We start from the raw sequence: 24,387 nt of genomic DNA, 5'->3' as shown, positions 1-24,387 counted from the left end.
CGGCCACACCCGCTAACGGCAGGCGCGCAGCACCGTCAGGGTCGTGTTCACGTCGAAGTTCGGGCCTTCCGCGCTGTCCCAGCCGCCGTCGGTGCGCTGGGTCGCGGCCAGCCGTTTGCGTGCGGCCTGCAGCAGCCAGTCGTCGCCGAGGTTGACCCGGCGCAGCGCGGCCCCCATCGACGCCACATCGGCGGGCGCCATGTCGTGCAGCCGGTCGCCGAGCACCAGCTGCACCCGCGCCGACTCGTAGAAGTACTGCTCGGCGTGCAGCAGGCCGGCCGCGTGCCAGCCGGCCGCGAGGAACGACGGCCAGGTGCCGTCGGGGCGCAGCTGCGAGTTGACGAACCCGGCCGCGGCGGCGAGCGTCTGACCGTAGCGGGCCGGGAGGTCGAGGTGCGGATGGAGCTCGACCTCGGCGACCGTGAACCAGAAGCCGGCCAGCGCGGTCAGGTAGAGGGTGGCCTCGGGGTCGCCGGGCATCGCCCAGGCGGGGGCCTCGGCGGCGAGCGACTCGTTCTCCTGCCAGGTGCCGTCGGGGCGCTGCACCGACGCGAGCCAGCCGAGCGCCCGGTCGACGACGTCGCCGTGCAGGCCGCCCAGGTCGTCGAGCTCGTTGAGCCGGAAGCAGGTCGCGTCGATCGACGGGATCACCCCGTCGGTGGACGCGGGCCAGCCGCCCGCGGCGGTCTGCCCGGTCGCGATCCGGTCGACAACCTCCGGCGGCGGGGGCTGACCGGTACGCAGGTACAACAGCCGGGCACGCTCGACCGGGTCGCCGTGCGCAACCACGTACCCGATCGCAGCGTCTATATCGACCACGACGGTGACGCTACAACGCGCGGCGCAAAATCGCTCCCGCGTCTCGACGCTGGGGAGCCATATCGGCTCCCCAGCGTGACGAGTCAGTAGGACGGAAGGGACGGATCGACCGTGTTGACCCAGGAGACGATGCCACCCTGGACGTGCACGGCGTCTTTGAAGCCGGCCGCCTTGAGGGCCGCCAGCGCCTCGGCCGAGCGCACGCCCGACTTGCAGTGCAGCACGATCTGCTGGTCTTGCGGGAAGCGGGACAGCGCCTCGCCCGAGAGGATCTCGCCCTTGGGGATCAGCGTGGCGCCGGGGATACGGTTGATCTCCCACTCGGCGGGCTCGCGCACGTCGACGAGGAAGAGATCTTTGCCCGAGTCCTGCCAGTCCTTGAGCTCACGAGCGGTGATGGTCGAGTTGGCGGTCGCCTCCTCGGCCTCGACGGAGATCGCGCCGCAGAAGTCGTCGTAGTCTTCCATCAGCTCGGTGAGCGTCGGGTTCTCCCCGCAGAGCACGCAGTTCGGGTCCTTCCGGACCTTGATCTTGCGGTACTCCATCTCGAGGGCGTCGTAGACCATCAGCCGGCCGACCAGCGGCTCGCCGATGCCGGTGATCAGCTTGATCGCCTCGTTGACCTGGATCGAGCCGATCGACGCGCAGAGCACGCCGAGGACGCCGCCCTCGGCGCAGCTCGGCACCATGCCGGGCGGCGGGGGCTCGGGGTAGAGGCAGCGGTAGCAGGGACCGTGCTCCTCCCAGAACACCGACGCCTGACCGTCGAAGCGGTAGATCGAACCCCACACGTACGGCTTGCCGAGCAGCACCGCGGCGTCGTTGACCATGTACCGCGTCGCGAAGTTGTCGGTGCCGTCGACGATCAGGTCGTACTGGCTGAAGATCTCCATGACGTTGTCGCGGTCGAGCGCGGTGTTGTGGATGACCACGTTCACCAGCGGGTTGATCTCGCGGATGCTGTCGGCCGCGGACTCGGCCTTGGGCCGGCCGACGTCGGAGACGCCGTGGATGACCTGGCGCTGCAGGTTGGACTCGTCGACCGTGTCGAAGTCGATGATGCCGAGCGTGCCCACCCCGGCGGCAGCCAGGTAGAGCAACGCCGGCGAGCCCAGGCCACCCGCGCCGACGGCGAGCACCTTGGCGTTCTTCAGCCGCTTCTGGCCATCCATCCCGACGTCCGGGATGATCAGGTGGCGCGAGTAGCGGCGGATCTCGTCGATGGTCAGCTCAGCGGCCGGCTCGACGAGCGGGGGCAATGCCACGGTTCACTCCCCGGGTTGGTAGTAAGGATCGCCTGCCATTGTTGCTCGTTCATCGTCGCCGTAGCCATGACGTTGCCCACCGGCCCGACATGCGGGACACGGGAATTTTCTCGCGGTCACGGCGCGGGCGGGCCGGAATAGCGCCTGCCGCCCGGATAGGGCCAGGAGTTGGCCGTGCAGCCCTTGAGGCCGAACGTCTGCTGCATCATCACCGGCGCGGGACGCCCCTTGCCCGGGCAGGCCTCGTGCCCGTGTCCGAGCTGGTGGCCCACCTCGTGGTTGATCGCGTAGGCGCGGTAGGTGGTCAGCGGCGCCCCGTACCCACGCACCGAGCGCTCCCAGCGGTCGTCATTGATGATCACCTTTCCCGGGAGGCGGCAGGAGGTGTACGCCCCGGTCTCCAGCCCGCCGCCGTGGCACATCTTCTCCGAAGTGCGCGCGGAGGCCAGGTAGATCGTGAACTCGGCGCGGGCGCCCGGCGGGACCCGTTGGAGGCGGAACCGGCCGGCGGCGATCCAGCTGCGGCGGTCGCCGAGGGTGCGGTCGACCACGGCCGCGAACGCGGTGGGCGCCAGGGACGCGGCCGGCTTCTCGACCGCGATGCGGAAGCGGCGGATCGGTCCGGCGCCGCCGAGGACCTGGCCGTAGCCGGTGACGTAGGCGAACGTGCCGCTGGCGCCCACGGCACGGCCCGTGGTCGTGACTTTCGAGGGAAACGGCGCCGTCGACGGCCGGGCGACGACCACCGGGACCACGATGCGATCGGCGGCGCTGTCGTCGGCGCGGAGGTAGCGGCCGAGGAACACCACGGCCGCGGCGAGCAGCAGGTAGGCGAACACAGTGAGGACCCGGCGGCGCCGCCGGCTGCCGCGCGTCTCCTCGTCGAAGTCCGGGAAGAGGTCCGGCGGGGACGGGGGCGCGGGCCGGGCGAGCGGGGCCTGGCTCATCGCCGGCGGGTTCCGAGAGGGATCCCAGACGGGCGTACGGGGTCCGGCCTGGCGCGTCATGACATAGCCGAGACTGCCACGCCGCTACGGGCGATATGTGACGTTTGCTCGGCTACAGAGTGGGGCCGCTGAGGAAGCCGTTTCCCCGGCGCGGCCACGGGTAGGGCGTGCAGCCGCGGGTCGTGAGCGTCTGCTGCACCATCACCGGCGCCGGGCCGCCCGCCCGCGGGCACCCCTCGTGCCGGTGGCCGAGCTCGTGCCCGACCTCATGGTTGATCACGTACTCGCGGTAGGTGGCGAGCGGGATCCTGGCGTACAGGTAGGGCTTCGCCGAGAGCCGCCAGCGGTCCAGGTTGATGATCGCCTTGCCGGTGGTCCGGCAGGACGTGTACGGGACGCCGTTGATCCGGATGTTCGTGCCGCCGCGCTCACACAGCCTGCCGGCCGTCTCGCGGGTGGCCAGATACACCGTGAAGTCGGCCGCCTCGCCGCCGGGCACCATCTGCAGGCGCACCTGGCCGCCGCCGATCCAGCTGCGCGCGTCGCCGAGCGTCGACACCACCTGCTCGGCGAACGCGGTCACGTCCTCGTTGCTGCCCTTCTCGACGGCCACGTGGAAACGGCGCAGCGGGCCCGCGCTGCCGAGAACCGGGCCGCGCGTGGTCGCGTACGCGAAATCGCCGGAACCACGCGCCGGGACCGCGCCCGGGAGACTCAGCTGATCCCGGGTCATCGAGGGCGCCGGCTCGGCGCTTTCCAAGATCGGCGAAGGGGATGCGGACGGCGACGCCGACAACGACGGCGCGGGAACCGGGACCTGGGCGGCATCCGACTTGATCGTCCGGCCGAGCAGCAGGCCCGACGCCACGACGATGGTCAGCACGAACAGCGCCAGCCACCATCGGCGCCAGGCATCGCGCGACTTGACTTCCTCGATCATCGGCCGCCAGCGTTCCATACGCCGCGATCGCTGTCTCCCCGGGCGGATCTTGGGTGAGCGGGGTCGCTAACCAGCGACCGGCGCCGGTGTCTCCTCGAGCATGCCGACGATGGCCCGCGCCACCAGCCGCGGGACCTCCATCTGCGCCACATGGCCGACGCCCGGCAGCATCAGCAGGCGGCTGTCCGGGATCGCCCGGGCCACCTGCGCGTTCACCCGCGGATCGACGAGCTTGTCGTTCAGGCCGCCGATGACCAGCGTCGGCGCGGTGATCTCGGTGGCCAGCCGCCACTGCGAGTTGCGCCCGGGCAGGTAGGCGCGCAGGAAGCTGGAGACCAGGCCGCGCAGGGTGGCCAGGTAGGCGCGCGGATAGTGCGACACCGTGTAGCGCAGGCGGATCTCCTCGAGTGCCTCGGCCCGGCGCTGCTCGGTCGCCTTGCGGCTGTCGCCGAAGCACGCCTCGAGCACCTGGTCGGCCATCTCCTCGACGGTCAGCCGGGACATCCCCCACGCGAAGATCCGGTCGGCCCGGGGAAGCGCCAGAATCGGCAGATAAGGGCCATGCGCCGTCCGGCGGGGATCAAGGAAGGGCATCGCGGGCGAGATCAGCGTGAGCGTGCGGATCAGGTCGGGGCGCAAGGCGGCTACGCGTACGGCGATGGAGCCGCCCAACGAGTTGCCCACGAGGTGGACCGCGCCGCGGCCGGCATGATCCAGGTAACCGATCAGGGTCGCCGCGAACGACGCGATCGAGTAGCGCGGGCTCGGGTCGCTGTACCCGAAGCCGGGCAGGTCGACCGCCTGCCCGTCGAAGCGGTCGGTGAGCAGGCCCGCGACGTCGGTGAAGTTCTGCGAGGAGCCGCCCAGGCCATGCACGTACACGGCCGGCTCGGCGCCCGGCGCGGTGGCCGGGGTGTCGCGGACATGCAGCATCGCCCCGCCGATCACGACCCGGCGCGCGGGCCACGGGGATGGTGCTTCGCCGTCCGGAAGCAAGAGGCCGTCGTCGGCCAGGAGGGCGCCCTTCATCGGGACAAGAGTGCCTCAAGCCGCCGGTTGACAGCCGCCAAAGTGGCCCGAACCATCGCATGCCGGTCGTCACCGGTCACGACGGCCGAGCCGGCCAGCTGCTCCACCCAACCGTTGCAGGACAACAGCATCACGACCACCGCGACCTGCGAATTTCCGAAGGGGACGGCGGCCGCGTGCTCGACGAAGCAGCGGGCCGGGCCATCGGGGTGCTGCGAGGTGGCGAGCAACTGGTCGACGGCGCCGGCGGTGGCCGACGCGCACAGGCGCAGCAGGTAGCCGTCGACGGACGGGCCGCTGGCCGAGCCCGAGGCGGAGCGGCCACCGACGGCGAGGCGCACCTCGACCGTGGCGTCCGTGCCGAACGTGTTGACGTGCACGTTCTCGATGACGACGCGGGGATAGGGGTGCTCGCCGGGGTAGAGCGGGCGGGGCGGGCCGGGCTCGTCGACCGGGACGACTTCGCCGACATGCTCGGTGGCGGCCTCCTGGGGACGCTCGGGCTCCTTGTGATGTTCCGGCTCGGGCTGCGGCGGGGCGATCGGCGCCGGCTCGGTGACCCGCTCGGCATCGGGCGCGGCGCGGTGGCGCTCCTCCGGCGGTGACGGAGAGACCGGGGCCGGGGCCGGCGGTGCGCTCTGCGGCCGGGGCGGCGGTGCGCTCTGCGGCCGGGGCGGGGGGGCGCTCTGCGGGCGAGGCGGGGGGGCGCTCTGCGGGCGAGGCGGGGGGGCGCTCTGCGGGCGAGGCGGGGGGGCGCTCTGCGGCCGGGGCGGCGGCAAGGTCTGCGGGCGGGGCGGCGGCAAGGTCTGCGGGCGGGCCGGCGGCAAGGTCTGCGGGCGGGCCGGGGACAAGGGTGCCGGGGCCGGCGGGGCTATCGGCGCGTCGCCCTTCATCGCCGCGTCCAGGCCCATTCTCTCCTGGAGCAGCCGGGCCACGCGCCGGCTCACCTCGGCCGGGTCGGCGCCCTCGGCGAGGTCCAGCCGCAGGCTGTGCGCGCCGGACGGGGTCGAGCGCAGCGACGCGTCGCGCACGCCGTCCACCCCTCGCACGGCCGCCAGGATCGCCTGCACGTCGAAGCCCTCCTGCCGCTCGCGCGGCTGCACATCGCCGCGGCGCAGATGCGTCGCGATCCGGGCCAGCGCCGGCGTCTCGGCCGTGGGCTCCGTCAACGGAGGCTCCGGAACTCTCGACACGTCCGGCTGGGCCGGCACGCGCTGCGGCAGTACCCGCGAGCCGGGGTCAGCCGGTCCGCTCGTCCCGCCACCGGCCGGTGGCCGGTTGCCGAAGGCCGCGTACGCCGCGGGCGGGGTGTAGCCGGGCGGGTCGGCGGGCGGCGGCGCCGGTTCGTACGAGATCCGGCGCGGGAAGCTCGACGGATCGTACGACGGGCGGGCCGGTTTCGGTTCATCCGTGGTGGAGGGCTCGGGCGCGGTCCAGTCGGCGCGGGGCGCGGCCGGGCGCACGAGCGGGACCGCGGCGCGCTGCTGCGGGAGCGGCGGTTCCTCGAGGTCACCCTCGTACGGGTACGGCGGCGCGCTGTTCGGCGCCGGCAGGTCGTAGGCGCGCAGGCCGGGGCGGGTGGGCTCGGCCGAGCGCAGGCCGGGGCTGGTGGGCTCGACCGAGCGCAGGCCGGGGCTGGTGGGCTCGGTCGGACGCAGGCCGGGGCTGGTGGGCTCGGTCGGACGCAGGCCGGGGCTGGTCGGCTCGGCCGAGCGCAGGCTGGTGGGGCGGCCCGCGCGCGAGGTCAGCCCCGCCTCCCGGCCGATCGACCCGGTGGTCTCGCCGGGGGGCGGCTCGAAGGGAGCCGGCTCGAAGAGGGCCGGCTCGAAGGGGGCCGGCTCGAGGCGCGGCGCCGGTGGGCGGGCCTGCTCGGCGCCGGGCGGGGTCAGGTGGGCCAGCAGGTCGGAGTAGCGCGGGCGGGCCTCGGCCCGGCGGGAGGGCGCCTCGTCCCCGGAAGGGGGAATTTCACCCGGCTGCCTGGCATCGGCGAAGCCGGACGGCTTGGCATCGGCGAAGCCGGCGGGCCTGGGATCGGCGAAGCTGGACGGCCTGGCATCGGCGAAGCCGGCGGGCCTGGGATCGGCGAAGCTGGACGGCCTGGCATCGACGAAGCCGGACGGCCTGGCATCGACGAAGCCGGACGGCTTGACGTCGTAGCCCGGCTGCCTCTCGCCGACGAAGCCGGGCGGCGCGGGCGCCGGGACGGGCGGGGCCGAGGCGGGCTGGGCGGTCGAGGGCTGGGCCGGGGCGGGCTGGACCGGGCCGTACGGGCGCTCGACGGGGGGATATGCCTGATTGCGCGGAAACGGTGTGGGCCGGCGCCACGCCGGGATGTCGGTGTCGGTGTCGAGCGCGGCGCCGGTATTGGACCAAGGACTATCCTGCGTCGCCCAGCCGTTCACCCGAGTGCGCTCACGCGATTCGGCACTGTTGCCACCCTCGGCAGCCCCAGTGTCACCGGAATGCCCTGATTCATCCACCGCGTGCTCCTCGCTCGCCCGTGCTGAGGCTACCGTGTGGGTGCAGTGGCGATAAGTTGCAGCGTCGCGACAATTGACTGAGCGGCTGCGAGACCGCGGGGACAGACCGAACCCCCTGGAGGGTAGAGAGACATGACCGCTGCGTCCGGCGGGGCACAGACCACCCGGCCCACCCGTCTGCCCCGCTCCGCGCGCCGCAAGCAGTTGCTGGCCGCGGCCCAGCAGATCTTCGTGGCGCACGGCTATCACGCCGCCGCGATGGACGACATCGCCGAGCGGGCCGGCGTCTCCAAGCCGGTGCTCTATCAACACTTCCCCGGCAAGCTCGAGCTCTACCTGGCTCTGCTCGACACGCATTGCGACGCGATAATCGCCAAGGTTCGCGACGCGATGCTGGGCACGCACGACAACAAGGAACGGGTCAAGGGCGCCGTCCAGGCGTACTTCGACTTCGTCGACCACGAGAGCGAGGCGTTCCGCCTGGTCTTCGAGTCCGATCTGCGCAACGACCCGCAGGTGCGGCAGCGGGTCGAGCGGGTCGAGCAGGGCTGCATCGCCGCCGTCACCGACACGATCATCTCGGACACGGCGCTCAGCACCGAGGCCGCCGAGTTGCTCGCCTCGGGCCTCGTCGGGGCGGCCGGACAGTCGGCCCAGTTCTGGCTGGCGAACGGACGGCGTACGCCTAAAGCTGAAGCCGAAGCGCTCGTAGCTGCTCTTATCTGGCGCGGGATCGCCAGCTTCCCCCTCCAGGACGGCGCAACCAGCGGTTCGACCACCGAAATCGGATAGCCTTGCCCGCGTAAGACCCGTACAGAGGGAGGGCCCCGTGGAGGTCAAGATCGGCGTGCAGCACACGCCGCGCGAGCTGGTGCTCGAGAGCGCTCAGACCCCGGCGGAGGTCGAGCAGGCCGTGACCGAGGCGATGGCCAAGGACAGCGTGCTGACGCTTCAGGATGAGAAGGGCCGCAAGGTGATCATCCCGATCGCCAAGGTTGCCTACGTGGAGATCGCCGAGTCGTCCAACCGGCCGTTCGGCTTCACCACGCGCTGAGGTTCCGTACCGGAGGGCACCCTCGTATCGATGGTGCCCTCCCGTAACTCTGCTCTGAGGTGCACGATCTCTCAGTCGGGTAGACTGGGTTGGTCGCCCGTCGACGTCGATCCGGTTCGTTCGCGATTCACCCCGCGAATCCGTTTCGCCGCGGGCGACCCGCGCGCGTGCGGCCCGCTTTACAGCGTGTGGCCCGCGCCCTACCCAAAGCGCGCCCAGCACTACGACGGGCGCACCACGAGAGGCACCCGTAAAACTTCATGACAGACATCGAAAACTCCGAACCCGCACTCGTACCAGTCGTGAATCGCGCCCCCGTCCGCCCGGACAGCCCGACTTTCGCCGAGTTGGGCGTCCGCGCCGAGACCGTGGAGGCGCTGGCGAAGGCCGGTATCACCCGGGCCTTCGCGATCCAGGAGTACGCGCTGCCCATCGCCCTGCGCGGCACCGACCTCATCGGCCAGGCCCCGACCGGCACCGGCAAGACCCTCGGCTTCGGCCTCCCCCTGCTCGAGCGCGTCCTCGCCCCCTCCGAGGGCGCCGACGGCAAGCCGCAGGCCCTGGTCGTCGTTCCCACCCGTGAGCTGGGCCTTCAGGTCGCGCGCGACCTCGCGGCCGCGGGCAGCACTCGCGGGGTCCGGGTGCTGCCGATCTACGGCGGCGTCGCCTACGAGCCGCAGGTCGACGCGCTCAAGAAGGGCATCGAGATCCTGGTCGGCACCCCCGGCCGGCTGCTCGACCTGGCCAAGCAGAAGCAGCTCAAGCTCAACTCGATCAAGGCGCTCGTGCTCGACGAGGCCGACCGCATGCTCGACCTGGGCTTCCTCGACGACGTCGAGAAGATCCTCGCGATGCTGCCCGAGCAGCGGCAGACCATGCTGTTCTCGGCGACCATGCCCGACCCGATCGTGGCGCTCTCCCGCCGGTTCCTGACCCACCCGGTCACCATCCACGCCGGTCACACCGCCGACACGGGCCCGTCGCCGCTCACCAAGCAGGTCGTCTACCGCACCCACCCGCTGAACAAGCTGGAGATGGTGGCCCGCATCCTGCAGGCCCGCGGCCGTGGCCTCACCATGGTCTTCTGCCGCACCAAGCGGGCCGCCGACCGCGTCGCCGAAGACCTCGACTTCCGCGGGTTCGCGGTCGCCGCGGTGCACGGCGACCTGGGCCAGGGCGCTCGCGAGCGGGCACTGCGGGCGTTCCGCACCGGCAAGATCGACGTACTGGTCGCCACCGACGTCGCCGCTCGCGGCCTCGACGTGTCCGGCGTCACCCACGTGATCAACTACGACTGCCCCGAGGACCCCGACACTTACACGCACCGCATCGGCCGCACTGGCCGGGCGGGAGCGACGGGTGTCGCGGTGACCTTCGTCGACTGGGAGGACATGCCGCGCTGGGTGCTCATCGACAAGTCGATGGGTCTGTCCATGCCGCAGCCGCCCGAGACGTACCACACGAGCCCGGCGCTCTACTCCGATCTGGACATTCCGACCGACGTGTCGGGCACGCTGCCGACCGCCGAGCGCAACCGGGCCGGCCTGGCCGCCGAAGTCGAGGAAGATCTCGGTGGCGGGCGTCGCCGCCGCGAGACGGGGCGTGGGCGTGAGCGTGAGCGCCGTCCGCGTGGCGGGGTTCCGCGGTCCGGCTCGTCCCCGTCGCCGGCCTCCGATGGCGCCGGCGCCTCCAACGCTCCCGATGCCTCCGATGACGGAGCTGAGCGGCCCAAGCGCCAGCGTCGCCGCCGCCGGGTCGAGGATGAGGATTCAAGCCTTTCCCGTACGCCGTCAGCAGACGTTCCCGCGTCCGCACCCGAGGCGGCGCTGACCGATGCTCCGGCCGGCACGCTGACCGATGCTCCGGCCGGCACCTCGTCCGACGCTCCTTCCGGCGCGCCGGAAGAGGCCGCGCCGAAGCGGACCCGCTCCCGTCGTCGCGCCGCTCCCACGACGCTGCAGTTCTCCGACACCGAGTCCGCCTCGTCCTCTGCCTCCGCCGGCTCCTCCGCGGGCTCCTCCTCCGCCGGCTCGTCCGCCGGCTCGTCCGCCGGTTCCTCCGCCGCCGACTCCTCCTCCGCCGGTTCCTCGTCCGTCGCCGAGATCGACACCGCGTCCGACGTGGCCGCGGATTCGGATTCGGATTCCGACGACGCCGGCGCTACGCCGCGCCGTCGTCGCCGTGGCGCCCGGGGCAGCCGCGGTTCCGGCAGTTCGTCCTCGCCTTCCGCCGAGACCGGCGAGGGCACGGCCGACATGTCCGGCGGGTCGGAGGCCGGCGTAGGCACCACCGCCGAAGCCTGATCTTTGATCGCAGCGCCCGGCCGTCCCGGCCGGGCGCGGTGGGCCGGCGGCCGCCGACGGCCTCGCCTCGCACTCAGCCGGGGCGCCGCGGCGGGTGCTCGTCGTTCCTCGTACGTCGAAAGATGCGTGACCGAACCACCGGGAGTTAGTGGCTCGGGGTTACACCGAGTGCCGCGCAGGCGTCGCGATACATGCGGACCGCCTCGGCGCGGACCTGACGGCGCCCGGCCAGCCGCTCGCTGAACGGAATGCGGACCGGCACCTCGATGCCGTCGACGACCGCGGCGAATTCCATGGCGTCGGCGTCCATGCCGGACATGCGGGCGGCCGTCGCCGCTGGAATGCCGCCCAGAGCGCGAACGATGAGGACATTGTCGTCGCTGTGGTCGTCGTTCATGTGGCGGGCGATCTGCTCGACCACCTCGGGCGAAAATGGGTCGGTCATGAGTCCTCAGATCCAGCGACGGGCCAACTCGTCCAATACCGCGACGTTCAGGCGATAGGCCTCGATCACCTCGGTCACGAATTCGTCCTGCTCCTCCGGTGACCAGGGAAGCGTGTCGAGGAGCCGGCGGTAATAGCTTTTGAAGGCGGCGATGTCGATGCTCGGGAACACGAAGAAGCGGTTGCCGTCGCCGTTCAGGCCATAGACGCGAGCCACCGCGTCGCCCAGGTATTGCCCGCCGGAGAGGTCGCCGAGGTAGCGCGTGTAGTGGTGGGCGATGAAACCGACCGGGTGCGAGTTGGCGGCGTACCGCACGCGGGTGCAGTACGTGGTCGTTGCGGGCAGCGCGGCGATGCGGTCCGGCCAGCGCGGGCCGTGCAGGAATCGCAGATCGGCCTCGATCGAGGGCAGCCGCACCAACTCGGGAAAGACGAACGCGCGGGCGACCGGATCGTCGGCCATCGTGTGCCCGGCCAGTTCCAGCGTCTCATAGAGAAACCAATGCTGGGCGGCCAGGTCGGCGTAGGCCACCCAGGAGAGGCGGCCCGCGGCGAGAGCGTCCAGGAATCCACTCGCCTGGGCGGCGTCGTGCGCGGCGCGGGTGTCCCGGCGCAGCCGGGCGGAGAGCCGGTCCGCCCCGGGTGGGTCGGCCATCAAGGACATCGGTGGCGCACCTCGCTTCTCGCGCCGACAGCGTATCTATAGATCCACTTCTCGGCCCAGTAGTTGAGCGGAGTGTGTTGGGCCACCGGTCGGTTCCATGCGCCGGTCGGTCGCCCGGCGCGCGGCACAATTGAGGGATGCCACAGCCGCTTACCGACGTTCTCGCCGAGGTCCGCACCCTTTTGCTCGAGCCCGGCCTCACCCGGGCCGTCGCCGCCGGCCGCCGCCGGGGCCAGACACCCTCGGTGACCAGGGCGGAGTTACGGCCGGTGGCGTTGAAGGGTGGCCCACACCTACAGATCGTGACCGACGATGGCGCGCGGCCTTTCACCAGGAATGTCGCTCGCGGCGCGGAGGCGGAGGCAGCGATCGACTCGCTGCTCGCCGAGCCGTTCGGCAACTGGCACGTCGAGACCTCGACGGCGACGGTGCAGGTGCGAATCACCAAGAAGGGTGACGCCCAGGTGCATCGCGGCGCCCCGGTCGGCGCCGCTGCTGCCGCCGCCGGTCACGATCGCGAGAAGCAGTGGCTGCTCGATCCCGGCGATCCGCTGTTCCAGGTTGTCGGGGGCACGGCGGCCAAGCGGCGGCAGGTGGATGCCTTCTTGCGCGCTCTGGCCGCGACGCTGCCCTCGTCGTTGCCGTCGCCGCTGCGTGTGGTCGACCTGGGCTGCGGCAACGCTTATCTGACCTTCGCCGCCTATCGGTATCTGGCCGCGCAGGGCGTGGAGGTCCAGGTCGTGGGCGTCGATGTCCGAGAAGACCAACGCGTACGCAACACGGCCGTCGCTTCGGCGCTCGGCTGCTCCGACGACGTGACCTTCGTGGCCGGCACGATCTCGTCGGCGTCGCTGCCCTTCACACCCGACCTGGTGCTGGCCCTGCACGCCTGCGACACGGCCACCGACGAGGCCCTGGCGCGGGCTGTGCAGTGGTCGGCCCGCTGGGTGCTGGCGGCGCCGTGCTGCCACCACGACATCGCCGCCCAGCTCAAGGGCAACACGGCGCCGTCACCGTTCGGCGAGCTGACCCGCCACCCCATCATGCGGGAGCGCTTCGCCGACGTCCTGACCGACACCCTGCGGGCATCGCTGCTGCGCCTGCACGGCTACAAGGTGGATGTGGTCGAGTTCATCGACTCGGCACACACTCCGCGCAACCTGCTGCTGCGAGCCCGCCGCACGGACAGCGCCCCCACCCCCGCCCAGCGCGACGAGTACGAGTCCCTGACCACTCAATGGTCGGTGACGCCCGCGCTGGCGAAGCTTCTCTAACCGACCCGCAGCTTTCCCCTAGTCGACCCGCATGGTCCAGGCGGCGGTGTGGACCATGCCGGCGACCTGGAAGTCGAAGAACATGCGATAGACGCCGCTGCTAGGAACCGATAGCCAGAACTTCACTTTGCCGTCGACCAGCGTGGCCTCGGGGTGGACGTGCACGTAGGCAAGGTCGCCGTCGCGGAGCACGACCAGGTGACCGTAGGCGCCAAGGTACGGCTCGAGCATGGCCGGCCGCCGGTCGGGCCCGGCCACGCTGACCAGGATCGGCTGGGTGGACTGGATGCTGGGCGTCCCCTCGTACCCCACCGCGAACCCATCCGTCGCAACGGCATGCGCCGGCGCCGGCAGGGCCGCCGGCGCGTAGCTGCCCGCGACCGTGAGATCGCTGCCCAGCGTGGTCGCCACCGGCTTGCCGCCGACGAGGGCGGTGAAGTCCGCGATCATCCGATAGATCCCCGGCTGCGCCAGGGTGAGGTCGATCCCCCAGGTGCCGGCCGCGTCCATGGACGGGTGCAGGTGCTGGAACCCGCTCAGGTCCCGCCGGATGACCACGAGATGCAGAAGCTTGTCGTGCACGACCGCGTAGCTCGTGACCGGTGCCCCGCCCGCCCCCGTGATCCGGAACGCGAGCCGCTGCCGCTGGCCGGCCACGAAGGTCGTCCGCAACGGCACCAGCGTGAGCCCGCCCGAGCTCAGCGAGAGCCCCCCGACGGATGCTCCCACCGAGGTCGCGGCCGCCCCACTCTGACTGACCGTGCCATCGTTGTTGTGCGCGTGCGGTTGGCTCTCATCCATGACCATGCCCGGCATGGCTCCGCCTGTAGTTCCCCCGTCCGCAGCTCCCCGGTCCGTGGCTCCCCCGTCCGTGGCTTCCCCGTCCGTGGCTTCCCCGTCCGTGGCTTCCCCGTCCGTGGCTTCCCCGTCCGTGGCTTCCCCACCAATGGCTCTCCCACCAGTGGCCGCCCCATTGGTGGCCGCCGCCGTGGGCGGCGCCGACGCCGAGGTGGTCCCGTTGTTGAGACGCCCGATCCCGTATCCCGCGAAGAGCACCACGACGAGCACCGCTCCGAACGCGGCGAGCCGGAACCCGGCCCGATCCCCCACCACGGTTGTCTCCTGGATGCCCACGTCAGTGAGGTCATGCTCCCGCCCCGCGACGGCTTCGTCGTTCCCACCGCCGGATTTGGCCGCCGGCCCGATTCGCCCGCCCTCGCCGCCCTCGCCGCTCTCGGCAGTCGGGCCGCTCCGCTCCACGTTCCCGCCGGACTCCGCGGTCGGCTTGCTCGGCCCGGCGCCTGAGCTGCCCTCGGCGGTGGGCGCGCCCGAGCCCGACCCGCGTTCGCCGTCGGCGGCTTTGGGATTGGTCCAGCCCTGATAGGTCCAGCCGCCGGTCCGCTCACCGCCGGCCCGGCCGCCGCCGGTCCCGCCGGGTGTTGCGGCCGGCTGGTTCCACAGGTGGTTGAGGTCGGTGGTCGGTTGGTCGGGGGCAGTCGCCGAGCCGTCGGCCGGGGAGCCGTCAGGCATGCGCGAGCTCGTAGCCGGCCTCGTCGACCGCCGCCCGCACGTCGTCGTCGGCGAGAGGGGTCTCGCTGGTCACCGTGACCGCGCCGGAGGCGAGGTCGACCCGCACGTCCGCCACACCCGGCAGGGTGGAGAGCTCCCCGGTCACGGCCTGGACGCAGTGCGAGCAGGTCATCCCGGTCACGGTGTAGGTGCTGGTCACAGCCATGGCATTGCCTTTCAGGAGCGTTCGTCAGGACTTGACGAGCCGGGCGATCGCGTCGGACGCCTCTTTGACCTTGGCAGTCGGGTCCCCCGCGCGGGCCGCGTCGACGACGCAGTGCGCAAGGTGGTCCTCGAGGAGACCGACCGCCACCGCCTGCAGAGCACTCTTGGCGGCAGAGATCTGCGTCAGGACGTCGATGCAGTAGGTGTCCTCGTCGACCATCCGCTGAAGCCCGCGGATCTGCCCTTCAATGCGACGCAGTCGCCCAAGCAGGGCGGCTTTGTCACCGGAATACCCATGCGGACCGTGCTGCGGAGTCGACTCTTCGGACATGACGTGAGCATACCCCCTCCCCGTATACGGCCATCCCGCCGGGTGAGCCATCTCCCTGACCCATTCTGTCCGTTACATGCGCCTTTGTCACCACCGTGCACCCGCCCGCGCGACCGGAAACCCTCGACCGCGCCCGACCTGAGGCCGCAAAGCCGCAGGATCGCGCGGGCGCGGACGGCGAGGAACAGACGGCGATCACGCGGAGACGGCCAAGGCCAGCGGCAGCACCCCCTCGGCGCCGGCCTGGCGGAGTGCCCGCCCGGCCAGCGACATCGTCCAGCCGGAGTCGACCAGGTCGTCGACCAGCAGGACCGGGCCGTTCAGGGTGGGCAGCGCCTCAGCCACCTCGGGCGGCACCTCGAACGCGTCGTGCAGCGCCCGCACCCGCTGGGCGCTGTTGCCCCGCGACGCGGTGGTCGTCGGCCCGGCCGAGGTCACGGTGCCGAGCAGGGGCAGCCGGCCGACTCGGGCGATGTGCTCGGCCAGGGTGTGGATGAGCTGTGGATGACGCTGCGAACCGACCTCCACAACGGCGGCCGGGCGTTGCGGCCACGCGTCGTCGCCGTGTGCCCAGGCCTTGAGAATCTCGACTACCGCGCCGGCCAGATCGTCGGAGATCGGGCTGTCGGGCGACTCGGGGGAGACCACGGCCCGCAGCCGGCCGCCCCAGCCGAGGTCGGAGAGCCGGCCGACAGCGCGGCCCGAGGTGATCTGCTCGGATGGGCCGATTTTGCCCTTCAGGGAAATGCCGACCGCCGCCATGCCGGTGGGCCACATCTTCTTCGGGGCGATCTCGACGCCGGGCCGGCCGAGGAACGCGTCGGCCGCGGCGAGCGCGGCGGGCGACACCTCAGCGTCGAACAGCGGCTCGGCGCAGTTGTCGCAGCGGCCGCACGGGGTCGCCTCGGGATCGTCCAGGCAACGGCGAAGGAACTCCATGCGGCAGGAGCTGCTCTCGGCGTACTCGATCATGGCCTTCTGCTCTGCCGAACGCGCCTCGGCAACGCGACGCAGGCGGGCGGTGTCGTAGGCCCATGGCTCGCCGGTGGCCAGCCAGCCGCCGCGGGCACGCCGGACCGCGCCGTCGACGTCGAGGACCTTGAGCATCATCTCGAGCCGGGTGCGACGCAGGTCGACCAGCGGCTCGAGCGCCTGCGTCGACATCGGACGGTCGGACGCGAGGTTGGCCAGCACCAATCGGACCTGATCTTCGGGCGGGAAGGCCAGCGACGCGAAGTATCGCCAGATCGCCGCGTCTTCCCGGCCGGGAAGCAGAACCACCTCGGCGTGCTCGACCGCGCGACCGGCCCGGCCGACCTGCTGGTAGTAGGCGATCGGCGAGGGTGGCGCGCCCAGGTGGACAACGAAGCCGAGGTCGGGCTTGTCGAAGCCCATGCCGAGCGCCGAGGTCGCGACCAGCGCCTTGATCTTGTTGTCGAGCAGGGCCTGCTCGGCGGCGCGGCGGTCGGCGTCTTCGACCTGGCCGGTGTAGGAGGCGACCGGGTAGCCGCGGGACCGCAGGAAATCGGCGGTCTCGGTGGCCCCGGCGACGGTGAGCGTGTAAATGATTCCCGAGCCGGGCAGCCGGTCGAGGTGGTCGGCGAGCCAGGCCAGGCGGTGCGCGGGGTTGGGCAGGTCGAGCACGGCCAGGCGCAGCGAGTCACGGTCGAGCGGGCCGCGCAGGACCAGCGCGTCGCCGAGCTGCTCGGCGACATCGGCGGTCACCCGGGCGTTGGCGGTCGCGGTGGTGGCCAAGACCGGCGTACGACCCGGAAGGCCGGCCAGGAAGGTGCGGAGCCGGCGGTAGTCGGGGCGGAAATCGTGCCCCCAGTCGGAGACACAGTGCGCCTCGTCGACCACGAGCAACCCGGTGCTCGCGGCCAGGCCGGGGAGCACGTTGTCGCGGAAGTCGGGGTTGTTGAGCCGCTCGGGACTGATCAGCAGCACGTCGATCGCGCCGGCCCGGATCTCGGACTCGATCTCGGACCACTCGTCGAGGTTGGCCGAGTTGATCGTGCGCGCGGTGATGCCGGCCCGGGCGGCTGCCTCCACCTGGTTGCGCATGAGGGCCAGCAGCGGCGACACGATGACGGTCGGGCCGGCCGGCGGCTCGCCCGGCTGCGCCGTGACGCCGCCGCGCAACAGGGCGGTGGCGACGAAGTAGACCGCCGACTTTCCCCATCCCGTACGTTGGACGCAGAGCACCCGCCGCCGGTCGACGGTGAGCGCCTCGATCGCTCGCCATTGATCGTCACGCAGGGTCGCGTGGTCGCCGGCCAGCCGGCGCAGCACCCCCTCGGCGCGCTCGCGCACGGCTGCCCGCTCGGCTTCGTCGGCCCTCATCCGCGTCGTCTCGGTCACCCGGCATGTCTATCAGCCCGCACCGACAAAACCCGGAGTTATCCACAGGGCGATGGTTGTCCACAGGCGGGTAAAAAGTTGGGCACGGCGCGGTCGGCGGGGTCCAGAATCGGGGTCTCTCGACGGCGGAAGGAGCCAGTCTTGTCGCTTCAGTCCAGGTCAGCGCTTCAGCAGGTTCTCGATCCGGTCGCCCGTCCGCGCGAGGCGATCCGCATTCGGCCCGCCTCTCCGCCGGGCGCGAGGGAGGAAGGCGGCGGCCCGCGCGTTCGCGGGCAGCGCGATGTTGGTGTCCTGACTGGTGGCGGCGCCGAGGGTGTCGTGTTCCGCGTCGGCATTGCCGCCGCGCGGGGGCTTGCCGTCGCCGAACTGCGGAAACGTCGTCGCTAGGCCGGCGTTGTCGAAGCCGATCGCCGTTGATCTCGTTGCCGTCGAGGTGCGGCAAGTTCCTTGACAACTTTATTTGTCGGTGACACGCTCGGGTCATGTCGAAGACGATTGCCGAGAAGCTCCTGATCAAGCCCAACTCGACGGTGTGGTTGTCCGACCCGGCCCGGCTGCCGCTGCTGACGCCGATGCCCGACGGGGTGCGCGAGGTGGAGACGCTCGCCACCGCCAGCACCGCGGTGGTCTTCGCCGAGGACGGCGCGAGCGCCCGCAAGCTGCTCGAGGAGCACGTCGCCGATCTGGCGAAGCCCGGGGTGTTCTGGGTGGCCTATCCGAAGGGCAACAAGGCCGACATCAACCGGGACACCCTGTGGCCGATCGTCGCCGACTTCGACATGCGTCCGTGCGGCCAGGTCGCGATCGACGATCGCTGGTCGGGCTTGCGCTTCCGCCCCAACCGCGAGGGCGAGGGCCGCTTCACCGGCGGAGCCAAATAGCTGCGGCGGGTCAAGCCAGCCGCGGCGGGTCAAGCCCGGCGGTGGGTCAAGCCGGCTGCGGCGAGGGTCAAGCCCGCGGCGGGCTGAACAGCTGGCGGCGAGGTCAGCGGCCGAGCACCGAGCCGCCGTTGACGTTGATTATCTGGGCGGTTACGTAGGCGCCGCCGGGGCCGGTCAGCCAACGGACCGCTTCGGCTATGTCTTGGGGCTCGCCAGGGCGTTTGAGCAAGGTGGCGTCAACGCGGGTTTGGTGGCCCTCGGGGGTCATGCGGTCGGCGAAGAACTCGCTGTCGGTCACGTAGCCGGGCGAGATGACGTTCACCGTGACGCCTTCGTCGCCCAGGTCGACCGCCAGGTCGAGGGCGTAGCCGTGCAGGGCCGCCTTGGCCGCGGAATAAGGGCCGCATCCACCCTTCTGGGCGGCTATCGAGCTGGTCAAGATGATGCGGCCGCCGGGGCGGCGCAGGGACGGGAGCAGGGCCGTCGTCAAGAGCACGGCGGTCAGGACGTTGGAGTCGAAATTGGCCCGCCAGTGCTCGGCCACCCGGTCGAGTGTGGAGTCGGCCCCGGGCGGGGAGTCGGCGCTAGGGACGTAGGCTCCGGCGTTGTTGACCAGGACGTCCAGCGGGCGGGCGCCCACCGCCTCGACCACGGCGGGGATCTGGGTGGGGTCGGCGACGTCCGCGGTCACGGCGGTGGCCTGGGGGCCGATCCACTTCACGGCGTCGGCGAGCACGTCGGCTCGCCTGCCCACAATGATGACGTCGTAGCCCTCGCCCGCCAGCATGCCCGCTGTCGACCGGCCGATGCCGGTCCCGCCACCGCTGACCACCGCAAGCCTCGACATGTCCCGACCATAACGATGAGGGCGGATGCTCGCAGCCCACTTCGCCTCGCCGCCCACCTCGCTTCGCCACCCACTTCACCTCGCCACCCACTTCACCTCGCCACCCACTTCACCTCGCCACCCACTTCACCTCGCCACCCACTTCACCTCGCCACCCACTGCTCCCGGCCACCGCGACCCCGGGGCCGAGGTCGCCGTGGTGATCGGGCTCCCGAGCCGGCGAAGGCGTTGCGGAGCGTTCAGAGGTCCAGGGAGAAGCCGGGAGCCTTGCGGGACTTGGGCGGGGGCGGCAGCGAGGGCTCGGCGGGCGCCGTTGTGGTGGGCTTCGCGCGGTGGAACTGCTTTCGCGGGGAGTTGCTCTTTCGAGGCGGGCGGTTCCGCTTCGAGTCTTGGCCGCGGACGCTTCGGGCGGGGGGATCCTTCTGGGCGGCGTCGCTGATCGGCTCACTGCCGGCCTCGCTGCCGGCCTCGCTGCCGGCCTCGCTGCCGGCCTCGCTGCCGGCCTCGCTGCCGGCCTCGCTGCCGGGCTCGGTGACGGTGCTGCCCAGGACCTCGGCCCGGCACTTGCGGCCGTCCAGGGTGAAGGAGAGCGGCAACGGGTTGTAGCCGCGGTAGGCGCCGCGCAGGGTGAAGGTCTTCCGGGTGCCGTGGCCCTTGGCGACCACCTTCCGGCCGTGCTGGGAGACCGCCTTGGGAGCGTCGGTCAGGCGCTGGGAACCGGGATAGGCGAACATCACCCGCCAGGAGGAGCGGCCCGCCTCGTCGGTCGTCACCACCGTCAGCAGGGCCTCGTATTCACGGCCCGAATCGCGCCTCAGCTGGTAGCGGACGGCACAGACGGAATTCGTGGAGCCGATCGCGCCGGGGGCGGCGCCGGCGGCCTGTGCCTGCTCCACGTCCGGGGACTCGCGGGTCGTGGCCCAGCCGACGCCGGCCACGGCCACAAGGGCCGCGGTGACGAGGGCGGCGTGGAGCCGGTGGCGGCCGGCCAGGGCGCCTCGGACCAGACCTCCGCCGGTGAAGAGGCCGCCGCCCAGCGGGCGCACACCGCCCAGGCGCAGCCAGCCGGCCAGCTTGAGGCTCGCCCGCAACCGGAAGGCAGCCAGCCCCGCCCGGTCGCCGAGAGACTGGTCACTGCGCGACCGGCCACCGCGGAACTGGCCACCGCGGAACTGGCCACCGCGGAACTGGCCGCTACGGAACAGGCCGCTACGGAACAGGCCGCTACGGAACAGGCCGCTACGGAACAGGCCATTGCGCGACCGGCCGCTACGGAACACGCGGCCGCGAAACCGACGGCGGCCCGACAACCCCGGGCCGCCCGAGATCGGCGCGGCATCGCGGTGAGAGCCCAGAACGGCATCGCGGTGAGAACCCGGAGCAGCCTCGAGGTCAGGCGCAGAACAGGGCTCGCGATCAGAAGAGCGCCCGCCATCAGAAGAGGGCCCGCCATCAGAAGAGGGCCCGCCATCAGGAAGGGAAGCCCCGGGAGCGATCGGAGTGATCAGGCACCGGCGGCCGGGAGCGGGCACCGCGGCCCGCACCGGTGGCGGTGCGTCGTCGGGGAGTTCCCGCAGCGGCGGCAGGATCGGCTGGATGCCTACCGCCTCGGCCAGGGCTCGGGCCACCGAAGCGGCGTCGGGACGGTCTGCGGGGGTCTTGGCGAGGCAGAGCCGGCACAGTTCGGCCACCGAGGGCGGCATCGACGGCTGCGGCGGGAGCGGGTCGGGGTCCGCGTACAGATGGGCGCGCAACGCCTCGGCGGTGGTCTCCGCCGGCCAGGGCAGCCGGCCAGTCAGCAGGCGAAAGAGGAGCAGGCCCAGCGCGTACACATCGGTGGCGGCCGAGACCTGGCCGCCGGCCAGGCGTTCGGGGGCCAGGTAGGCCGGCGTTCCCAGCAGGCTGCCGTCGGGAGCCGCGTCCCGCTCGCCGACGATCGCCGAGATGCCGAAGTCGACCACCTTCGCGCCGGCCGCCGTCAGCATCACGTTCGCGGGGGTGACGTCGCGGTGCACCACCCCGCGTGCGTGGGCCGTGGCCAGGGCCGACGCCACCTCGGTCGCGATCGTCACCGCCTCCCGCCACGGGAGCGGGCCGCGGCGGGTCAGGCGGGCCGCCACCGACTCGCCGTCGTTGAGCTCCATCACCACGTACGGGACGGTCAGGTGCTCGTTCAGCGGTGACTCGCCGAAGTCGAAGATGCCGGTGATGTGCGGATGGCTCAGCCGGGCCGCGGCCAGCGCCTCCTGCCGCAACCGGTCCCGGAAGCTCTGGTCGTCGGCCAGCCGGGGAGACAACACTTTGACGGCCACCGAGCGGCCCAGAGTCTCGTCGTAGCCGCGCCAGACGACCGACATGCCGCCCGTGCCGAGCTTCTCGACGAGGCGGTACCGTCCCCCGATCCGGGGCGGGGCATCCTGACCGTTTCGCTCCGTCCGCCCCATGTGCCGATTGTGACCCGAGGTGCGGCCCGCCCGACGCCGCACGGAGAAACCCGGGAGATTCAACGGGACAAAAGCTGATCCACCGGGGCAAAGTCGTCGGTAAGGACCCGGGCGCCGGCGGCGAAGGACGCGGAGGGCTGCAGGGTCACCGGCTCGGGCAGGCCGACCAGGCGGGAACGGATCGCGTCCAGCGGAAGCGGCGCATGGGAAGCGACGATCACGAAGTTGGCGCCGACCTCGCCGGCGAGCGCCTTGGGCGGGGCGATCAGCGCCACGTACGGGAACACCGCCGCCACCGTGGCCAGCTCGGACCGGATGAAGCGGTCCGGCGGATAGTCGATCACGTTCTGGGCGTACACGCCGCCCGGACGCAGCACCCGCGAGATGTCCGCCATCATCTCCTTGGTGGCCAGGTGCCACGGCACCACGAGGTAACCGAACGCGTCCCCCACCACCAGGTCGAACGCGGCAGAAGGCTGAGCTGCCAGCCCGACCCGGGCGTCGCCCACCCGGACCCGCAGGTCGGGCCCGGTCACCAACCCGAGCTTCTGCCTGTCGAGCTCGACCAGCCCGCCGTCGAGCTCCACCACCTGCTGCCGGCTCCCCGGCCGGGTCGACCGCAGATAACCCGGCAGGGTGAACCCTCCCCCACCCAGGTGCAGCGCGTCGATCGCGCCGGCCGGGAGGGAGTCGGCCACCGCCGCGATCCACTGCACGTAGGCGAACTCCAGGAACCGCGGGTCTTGCAGGTCGACATACGAATGCCGGGCCGAGTTCAAGATGAGCGTCCGCCCACCCGGCACCGCGGGATCCGGCGAGATCCGCGCGCAGTGATAGGCCGTCTCGATGTCGCACGGGTTCGGCCCGACCGCCCCGAGCCCCGCCCCGGCCATCCCCAGCGCCGCGAGCGCCGCCCGCGTCTTGGGCCGGCCCGGCAGCGTGGGTCGCCGCAACCACAGGTGCAGCGCTGTTCCGCCCGCCGCCAGCAGCCCGGCGAGCGTCAGCACGATCCAGCTGGTCGGCATCGCCGCCACGAAGACGAACCCGGTCGCCAGCGTCGCCGTGATGGCGCCGAGCGTGCCGATGCTGGACAGCCGTCCCACCACCGACCCGGTCCGGTCGAGGTCGCTGAGCTGGAGCTTCACCACCATCGGGGTGATCGTGGAGAGCAGGAACGCCGGCAGGAAGACGGCCATGGCGGCGAGCAGGAGCACGGCGGGAGCGGCGCCGCCGCGCAGCAGCGAACCGCCGTAGCGGACCAGCGGCAGGGTCACGGCCGTGCCGATCGCCCCGAGGAGCAGGGCCGGCGCGAGCAGCAGGCGCGGGTTGAAGCGGTCCGCGAGGCGGCCGCCCAGCCACGTCCCGTACGCGATGGCGGCCAGCGAGATTCCGATGACCGAGCTGCTCACCTGGAGGGTCACGCCGACGTACGGCCCGACGAGGCGCAACGCCACGATCTCCAGAACCAGGACAGCGCCGCTTGCGGAGAAGACCAGCGCGGTCGCGAGGCCCGACGGCAGAGCGCGTGGGGTCACAGAATCGACAGATGGACGTGGTTCGTGTGCACTACCGACGGTCCTCCACTGGCGCTGTACGCCTTCCACCCGGTGCCCGGCATCCAGATCTGGCGATACCAGATTACGTACATCACGCCGAGCCGATCGGCGTTCTTCACCAGGAACGCCGCCAGGTTGCTGCCGTACGTCTTGTCGCTGCCGGAGGCCGCCACGTTCTGGAAGCCGGACTTGTTGGCGGAGAAGTCGCAGGCCCGGCCCTTGGGGTGCTCGCCGGAGGAGCGCTCGCTGAAGCAGGACGTGTAATGGGTGAAGCCGGCCGCCCGCGCTTGCTGATAGGCGTTGAGCAGGCGCGGCGTGATGCACCCGGAGGTGGTCGGGTCGTCGACCGTGCACGACTCCTTGGGCCACGAGCCGTCCGAGTTGCGCGGCGCGGGCTTGGCGAGCGGCGAGTTCGCGCTGACGAAGCCGCCGGCCGCGCCTCCGCCGCCGACGCTGCCGAGGGCGAGCTCGGCTTCCTTCTTCTTCTTGGTGAGCGCCGTGACCTGCTTCTGCTGCTCGACGATCTCTCGGTCGACGGCGGCCTTCGCGGCCTTGGCCCGGGCCAGGTCGGCCTGGTACTGCGCCAGGATCTGGCCGTCGAGCTGGGCGAGCATGTCGATCTGCTGGATGCGCTCGAGGAACGAGTCGGGCGAGGTCGCGTTGAGCAGCAGGCTCATCGTGCTGGTGCGGCCGAGCCGGTAGGAGCGGTTGGCGATCTCGCCGACCGAGCTCGCCAGCGTCTTGGCCGAGGCCTCGGACTGCTTGACCGTGGCCTGGAGCTGGATCTGCCGCTTCTTCGACGCGTTGAGCTTCTGGATCGCGTCGGCCTGGCCCTTGGCCGCGGACTCCAGCGCGTTGCGCAGCGTCTTGGAGCCGCCCTCGTCGGGGTCGGCCATCGCAGGCGTCGCCCAGAGCACGGATGCGGCAATGAGCAGCGCGATGACAGCGCTGAGCCGCCGCAGGAAAACCGCCGCCACGGATACCTCCCAAGAGTCAGCGCGGGAGACTTTACCG

21 protein-coding genes and 1 pseudogene are annotated in these 24,387 nt (G+C 71.7%); 6 read left to right on the top strand and 16 right to left on the bottom strand.

The window, feature by feature from the left end:
* Positions 1-12: 12 nt before the first annotated feature.
* From ACIA5D_RS10310 to ACIA5D_RS10285, 6 genes are all read right to left on the bottom strand, one after another.
* Positions 13-819: a prenyltransferase/squalene oxidase repeat-containing protein gene (locus ACIA5D_RS10310; protein WP_396029581.1), complete on the bottom strand. Its 807-nt coding sequence runs from the start codon at positions 817-819 to the stop codon at positions 13-15.
* A gap of 83 nt (positions 820-902) precedes the next feature.
* A complete protein-coding gene (moeZ, locus tag ACIA5D_RS10305) occupies positions 903-2,084 on the bottom strand; it encodes an adenylyltransferase/sulfurtransferase MoeZ (protein ID WP_396029580.1) in 1,182 nt (393 codons plus the stop codon).
* A 116-nt stretch (positions 2,085-2,200) separates the two neighbouring features.
* Entirely contained in the window at positions 2,201-3,031 is an 831-nt protein-coding gene (locus tag ACIA5D_RS10300; protein WP_396029579.1) for a DUF3152 domain-containing protein, read from the bottom strand.
* 112 nt (positions 3,032-3,143) lie between these two features.
* A complete protein-coding gene (locus ACIA5D_RS10295; RefSeq protein WP_396029578.1) occupies positions 3,144-3,971 on the bottom strand; it encodes a DUF3152 domain-containing protein in 828 nt (275 codons plus the stop codon).
* A 66-nt stretch (positions 3,972-4,037) separates the two neighbouring features.
* Positions 4,038-5,000 (bottom strand): alpha/beta fold hydrolase, encoded by a 963-nt coding sequence (locus ACIA5D_RS10290; RefSeq protein WP_396029577.1) that lies wholly within the window; start codon positions 4,998-5,000, stop codon positions 4,038-4,040.
* Positions 4,997-7,402, bottom strand: a complete 2,406-nt coding sequence (locus ACIA5D_RS10285; RefSeq protein ID WP_396029576.1) for a hypothetical protein — start codon at positions 7,400-7,402, stop codon at positions 4,997-4,999. Before ACIA5D_RS10285 ends, ACIA5D_RS10290 begins: the two co-directional genes overlap by 4 nt.
* A gap of 210 nt (positions 7,403-7,612) precedes the next feature.
* Here ACIA5D_RS10285 and ACIA5D_RS10280 point away from each other — a divergent pair, with 210 nt between their 5' ends.
* The 3 genes and pseudogenes from ACIA5D_RS10280 to ACIA5D_RS10270 form a co-directional block, all read left to right on the top strand.
* Positions 7,613-8,272 carry a TetR/AcrR family transcriptional regulator gene (locus tag ACIA5D_RS10280; RefSeq protein WP_396029575.1) on the top strand — a complete coding sequence of 220 codons (660 nt, stop codon included), beginning with the start codon at positions 7,613-7,615 and terminating at the stop codon, positions 8,270-8,272.
* Positions 8,273-8,309: 37 nt separating this feature from the next.
* Positions 8,310-8,534, top strand: coding sequence for a DUF3107 domain-containing protein (locus ACIA5D_RS10275; RefSeq protein WP_396029574.1), 225 nt, complete (start codon positions 8,310-8,312; stop codon positions 8,532-8,534).
* A gap of 260 nt (positions 8,535-8,794) precedes the next feature.
* Positions 8,795-10,171: pseudogene (locus ACIA5D_RS10270) on the top strand (DEAD/DEAH box helicase); the annotation flags it as partial.
* Positions 10,172-10,982: 811 nt separating this feature from the next.
* On the opposite strand, the gene ACIA5D_RS10265 reads toward ACIA5D_RS10270, so the two are convergent.
* Positions 10,983-11,282: a DUF2470 domain-containing protein gene (locus ACIA5D_RS10265; protein WP_396029573.1), complete on the bottom strand. Its 300-nt coding sequence runs from the start codon at positions 11,280-11,282 to the stop codon at positions 10,983-10,985.
* A 6-nt stretch (positions 11,283-11,288) separates the two neighbouring features.
* The gene (locus ACIA5D_RS10260) at positions 11,289-11,945 is read right to left on the bottom strand and encodes a heme oxygenase (biliverdin-producing) (RefSeq protein WP_396029572.1); all 657 of its coding nucleotides are present in this window, start codon (positions 11,943-11,945) and stop codon (positions 11,289-11,291) included.
* Positions 11,946-12,082: 137 nt separating this feature from the next.
* Between ACIA5D_RS10260 and ACIA5D_RS10255 the strand changes: the two genes are divergently transcribed.
* Complete coding sequence (locus tag ACIA5D_RS10255) at positions 12,083-13,219, top strand: class I SAM-dependent methyltransferase (protein WP_396029571.1); 1,137 nt, start codon at positions 12,083-12,085, stop codon at positions 13,217-13,219.
* An 18-nt stretch (positions 13,220-13,237) separates the two neighbouring features.
* Here the strand turns inward: ACIA5D_RS10255 and ACIA5D_RS10250 are convergent, their stop codons facing one another.
* The 4 genes from ACIA5D_RS10250 to ACIA5D_RS10235 all read right to left on the bottom strand — a co-directional run bounded on the left by ACIA5D_RS10250 (position 13,238) and on the right by ACIA5D_RS10235 (position 17,627).
* Complete coding sequence (locus tag ACIA5D_RS10250; protein WP_396029570.1) at positions 13,238-14,749, bottom strand: hypothetical protein; 1,512 nt, start codon at positions 14,747-14,749, stop codon at positions 13,238-13,240.
* Positions 14,742-14,954: a heavy-metal-associated domain-containing protein gene (locus ACIA5D_RS10245; protein WP_396029569.1), complete on the bottom strand. Its 213-nt coding sequence runs from the start codon at positions 14,952-14,954 to the stop codon at positions 14,742-14,744. The genes ACIA5D_RS10250 and ACIA5D_RS10245 overlap by 8 nt, the downstream gene beginning before the upstream one ends.
* Before the next feature lie 24 nt (positions 14,955-14,978).
* A complete protein-coding gene (locus tag ACIA5D_RS10240; protein WP_396029568.1) occupies positions 14,979-15,284 on the bottom strand; it encodes a metal-sensitive transcriptional regulator in 306 nt (101 codons plus the stop codon).
* A 195-nt stretch (positions 15,285-15,479) separates the two neighbouring features.
* A complete protein-coding gene (locus tag ACIA5D_RS10235; protein WP_396030338.1) occupies positions 15,480-17,627 on the bottom strand; it encodes a DEAD/DEAH box helicase in 2,148 nt (715 codons plus the stop codon).
* A gap of 159 nt (positions 17,628-17,786) precedes the next feature.
* Between ACIA5D_RS10235 and ACIA5D_RS10230 the strand changes: the two genes are divergently transcribed.
* Together ACIA5D_RS10230 and ACIA5D_RS10225 are read left to right on the top strand one after the other, a co-directional pair.
* Complete coding sequence (locus ACIA5D_RS10230) at positions 17,787-18,032, top strand: hypothetical protein (protein ID WP_396029567.1); 246 nt, start codon at positions 17,787-17,789, stop codon at positions 18,030-18,032.
* A 95-nt stretch (positions 18,033-18,127) separates the two neighbouring features.
* Positions 18,128-18,526 carry a hypothetical protein gene (locus ACIA5D_RS10225; protein ID WP_396029566.1) on the top strand — a complete coding sequence of 133 codons (399 nt, stop codon included), beginning with the start codon at positions 18,128-18,130 and terminating at the stop codon, positions 18,524-18,526.
* A 103-nt stretch (positions 18,527-18,629) separates the two neighbouring features.
* Here the strand turns inward: ACIA5D_RS10225 and ACIA5D_RS10220 are convergent, their stop codons facing one another.
* From ACIA5D_RS10220 to ACIA5D_RS10205, 4 genes are all read right to left on the bottom strand, one after another.
* Positions 18,630-19,373, bottom strand: a complete 744-nt coding sequence (locus ACIA5D_RS10220; protein ID WP_396029565.1) for an SDR family NAD(P)-dependent oxidoreductase — start codon at positions 19,371-19,373, stop codon at positions 18,630-18,632.
* A gap of 239 nt (positions 19,374-19,612) precedes the next feature.
* Positions 19,613-21,817 (bottom strand): serine/threonine-protein kinase, encoded by a 2,205-nt coding sequence (locus tag ACIA5D_RS10215; RefSeq protein ID WP_396029564.1) that lies wholly within the window; start codon positions 21,815-21,817, stop codon positions 19,613-19,615.
* A gap of 59 nt (positions 21,818-21,876) precedes the next feature.
* Positions 21,877-23,352, bottom strand: a complete 1,476-nt coding sequence (locus ACIA5D_RS10210; protein ID WP_396029563.1) for a fused MFS/spermidine synthase — start codon at positions 23,350-23,352, stop codon at positions 21,877-21,879.
* A complete protein-coding gene (locus ACIA5D_RS10205; RefSeq protein ID WP_396029562.1) occupies positions 23,349-24,350 on the bottom strand; it encodes a coiled-coil domain-containing protein in 1,002 nt (333 codons plus the stop codon). Before ACIA5D_RS10205 ends, ACIA5D_RS10210 begins: the two co-directional genes overlap by 4 nt.
* Between the last annotated feature and the right edge of the window lie 37 nt (positions 24,351-24,387).

The sequence above is a fragment of the Actinoplanes sp. NPDC051513 genome (assembly GCF_044454685.1).
GTDB lineage: Bacteria > Actinomycetota > Actinomycetes > Mycobacteriales > Micromonosporaceae > Actinoplanes.
Note: the sequence above shows the minus strand (reverse complement) of the source record. Positions and strands in the feature narration are given on the sequence as shown.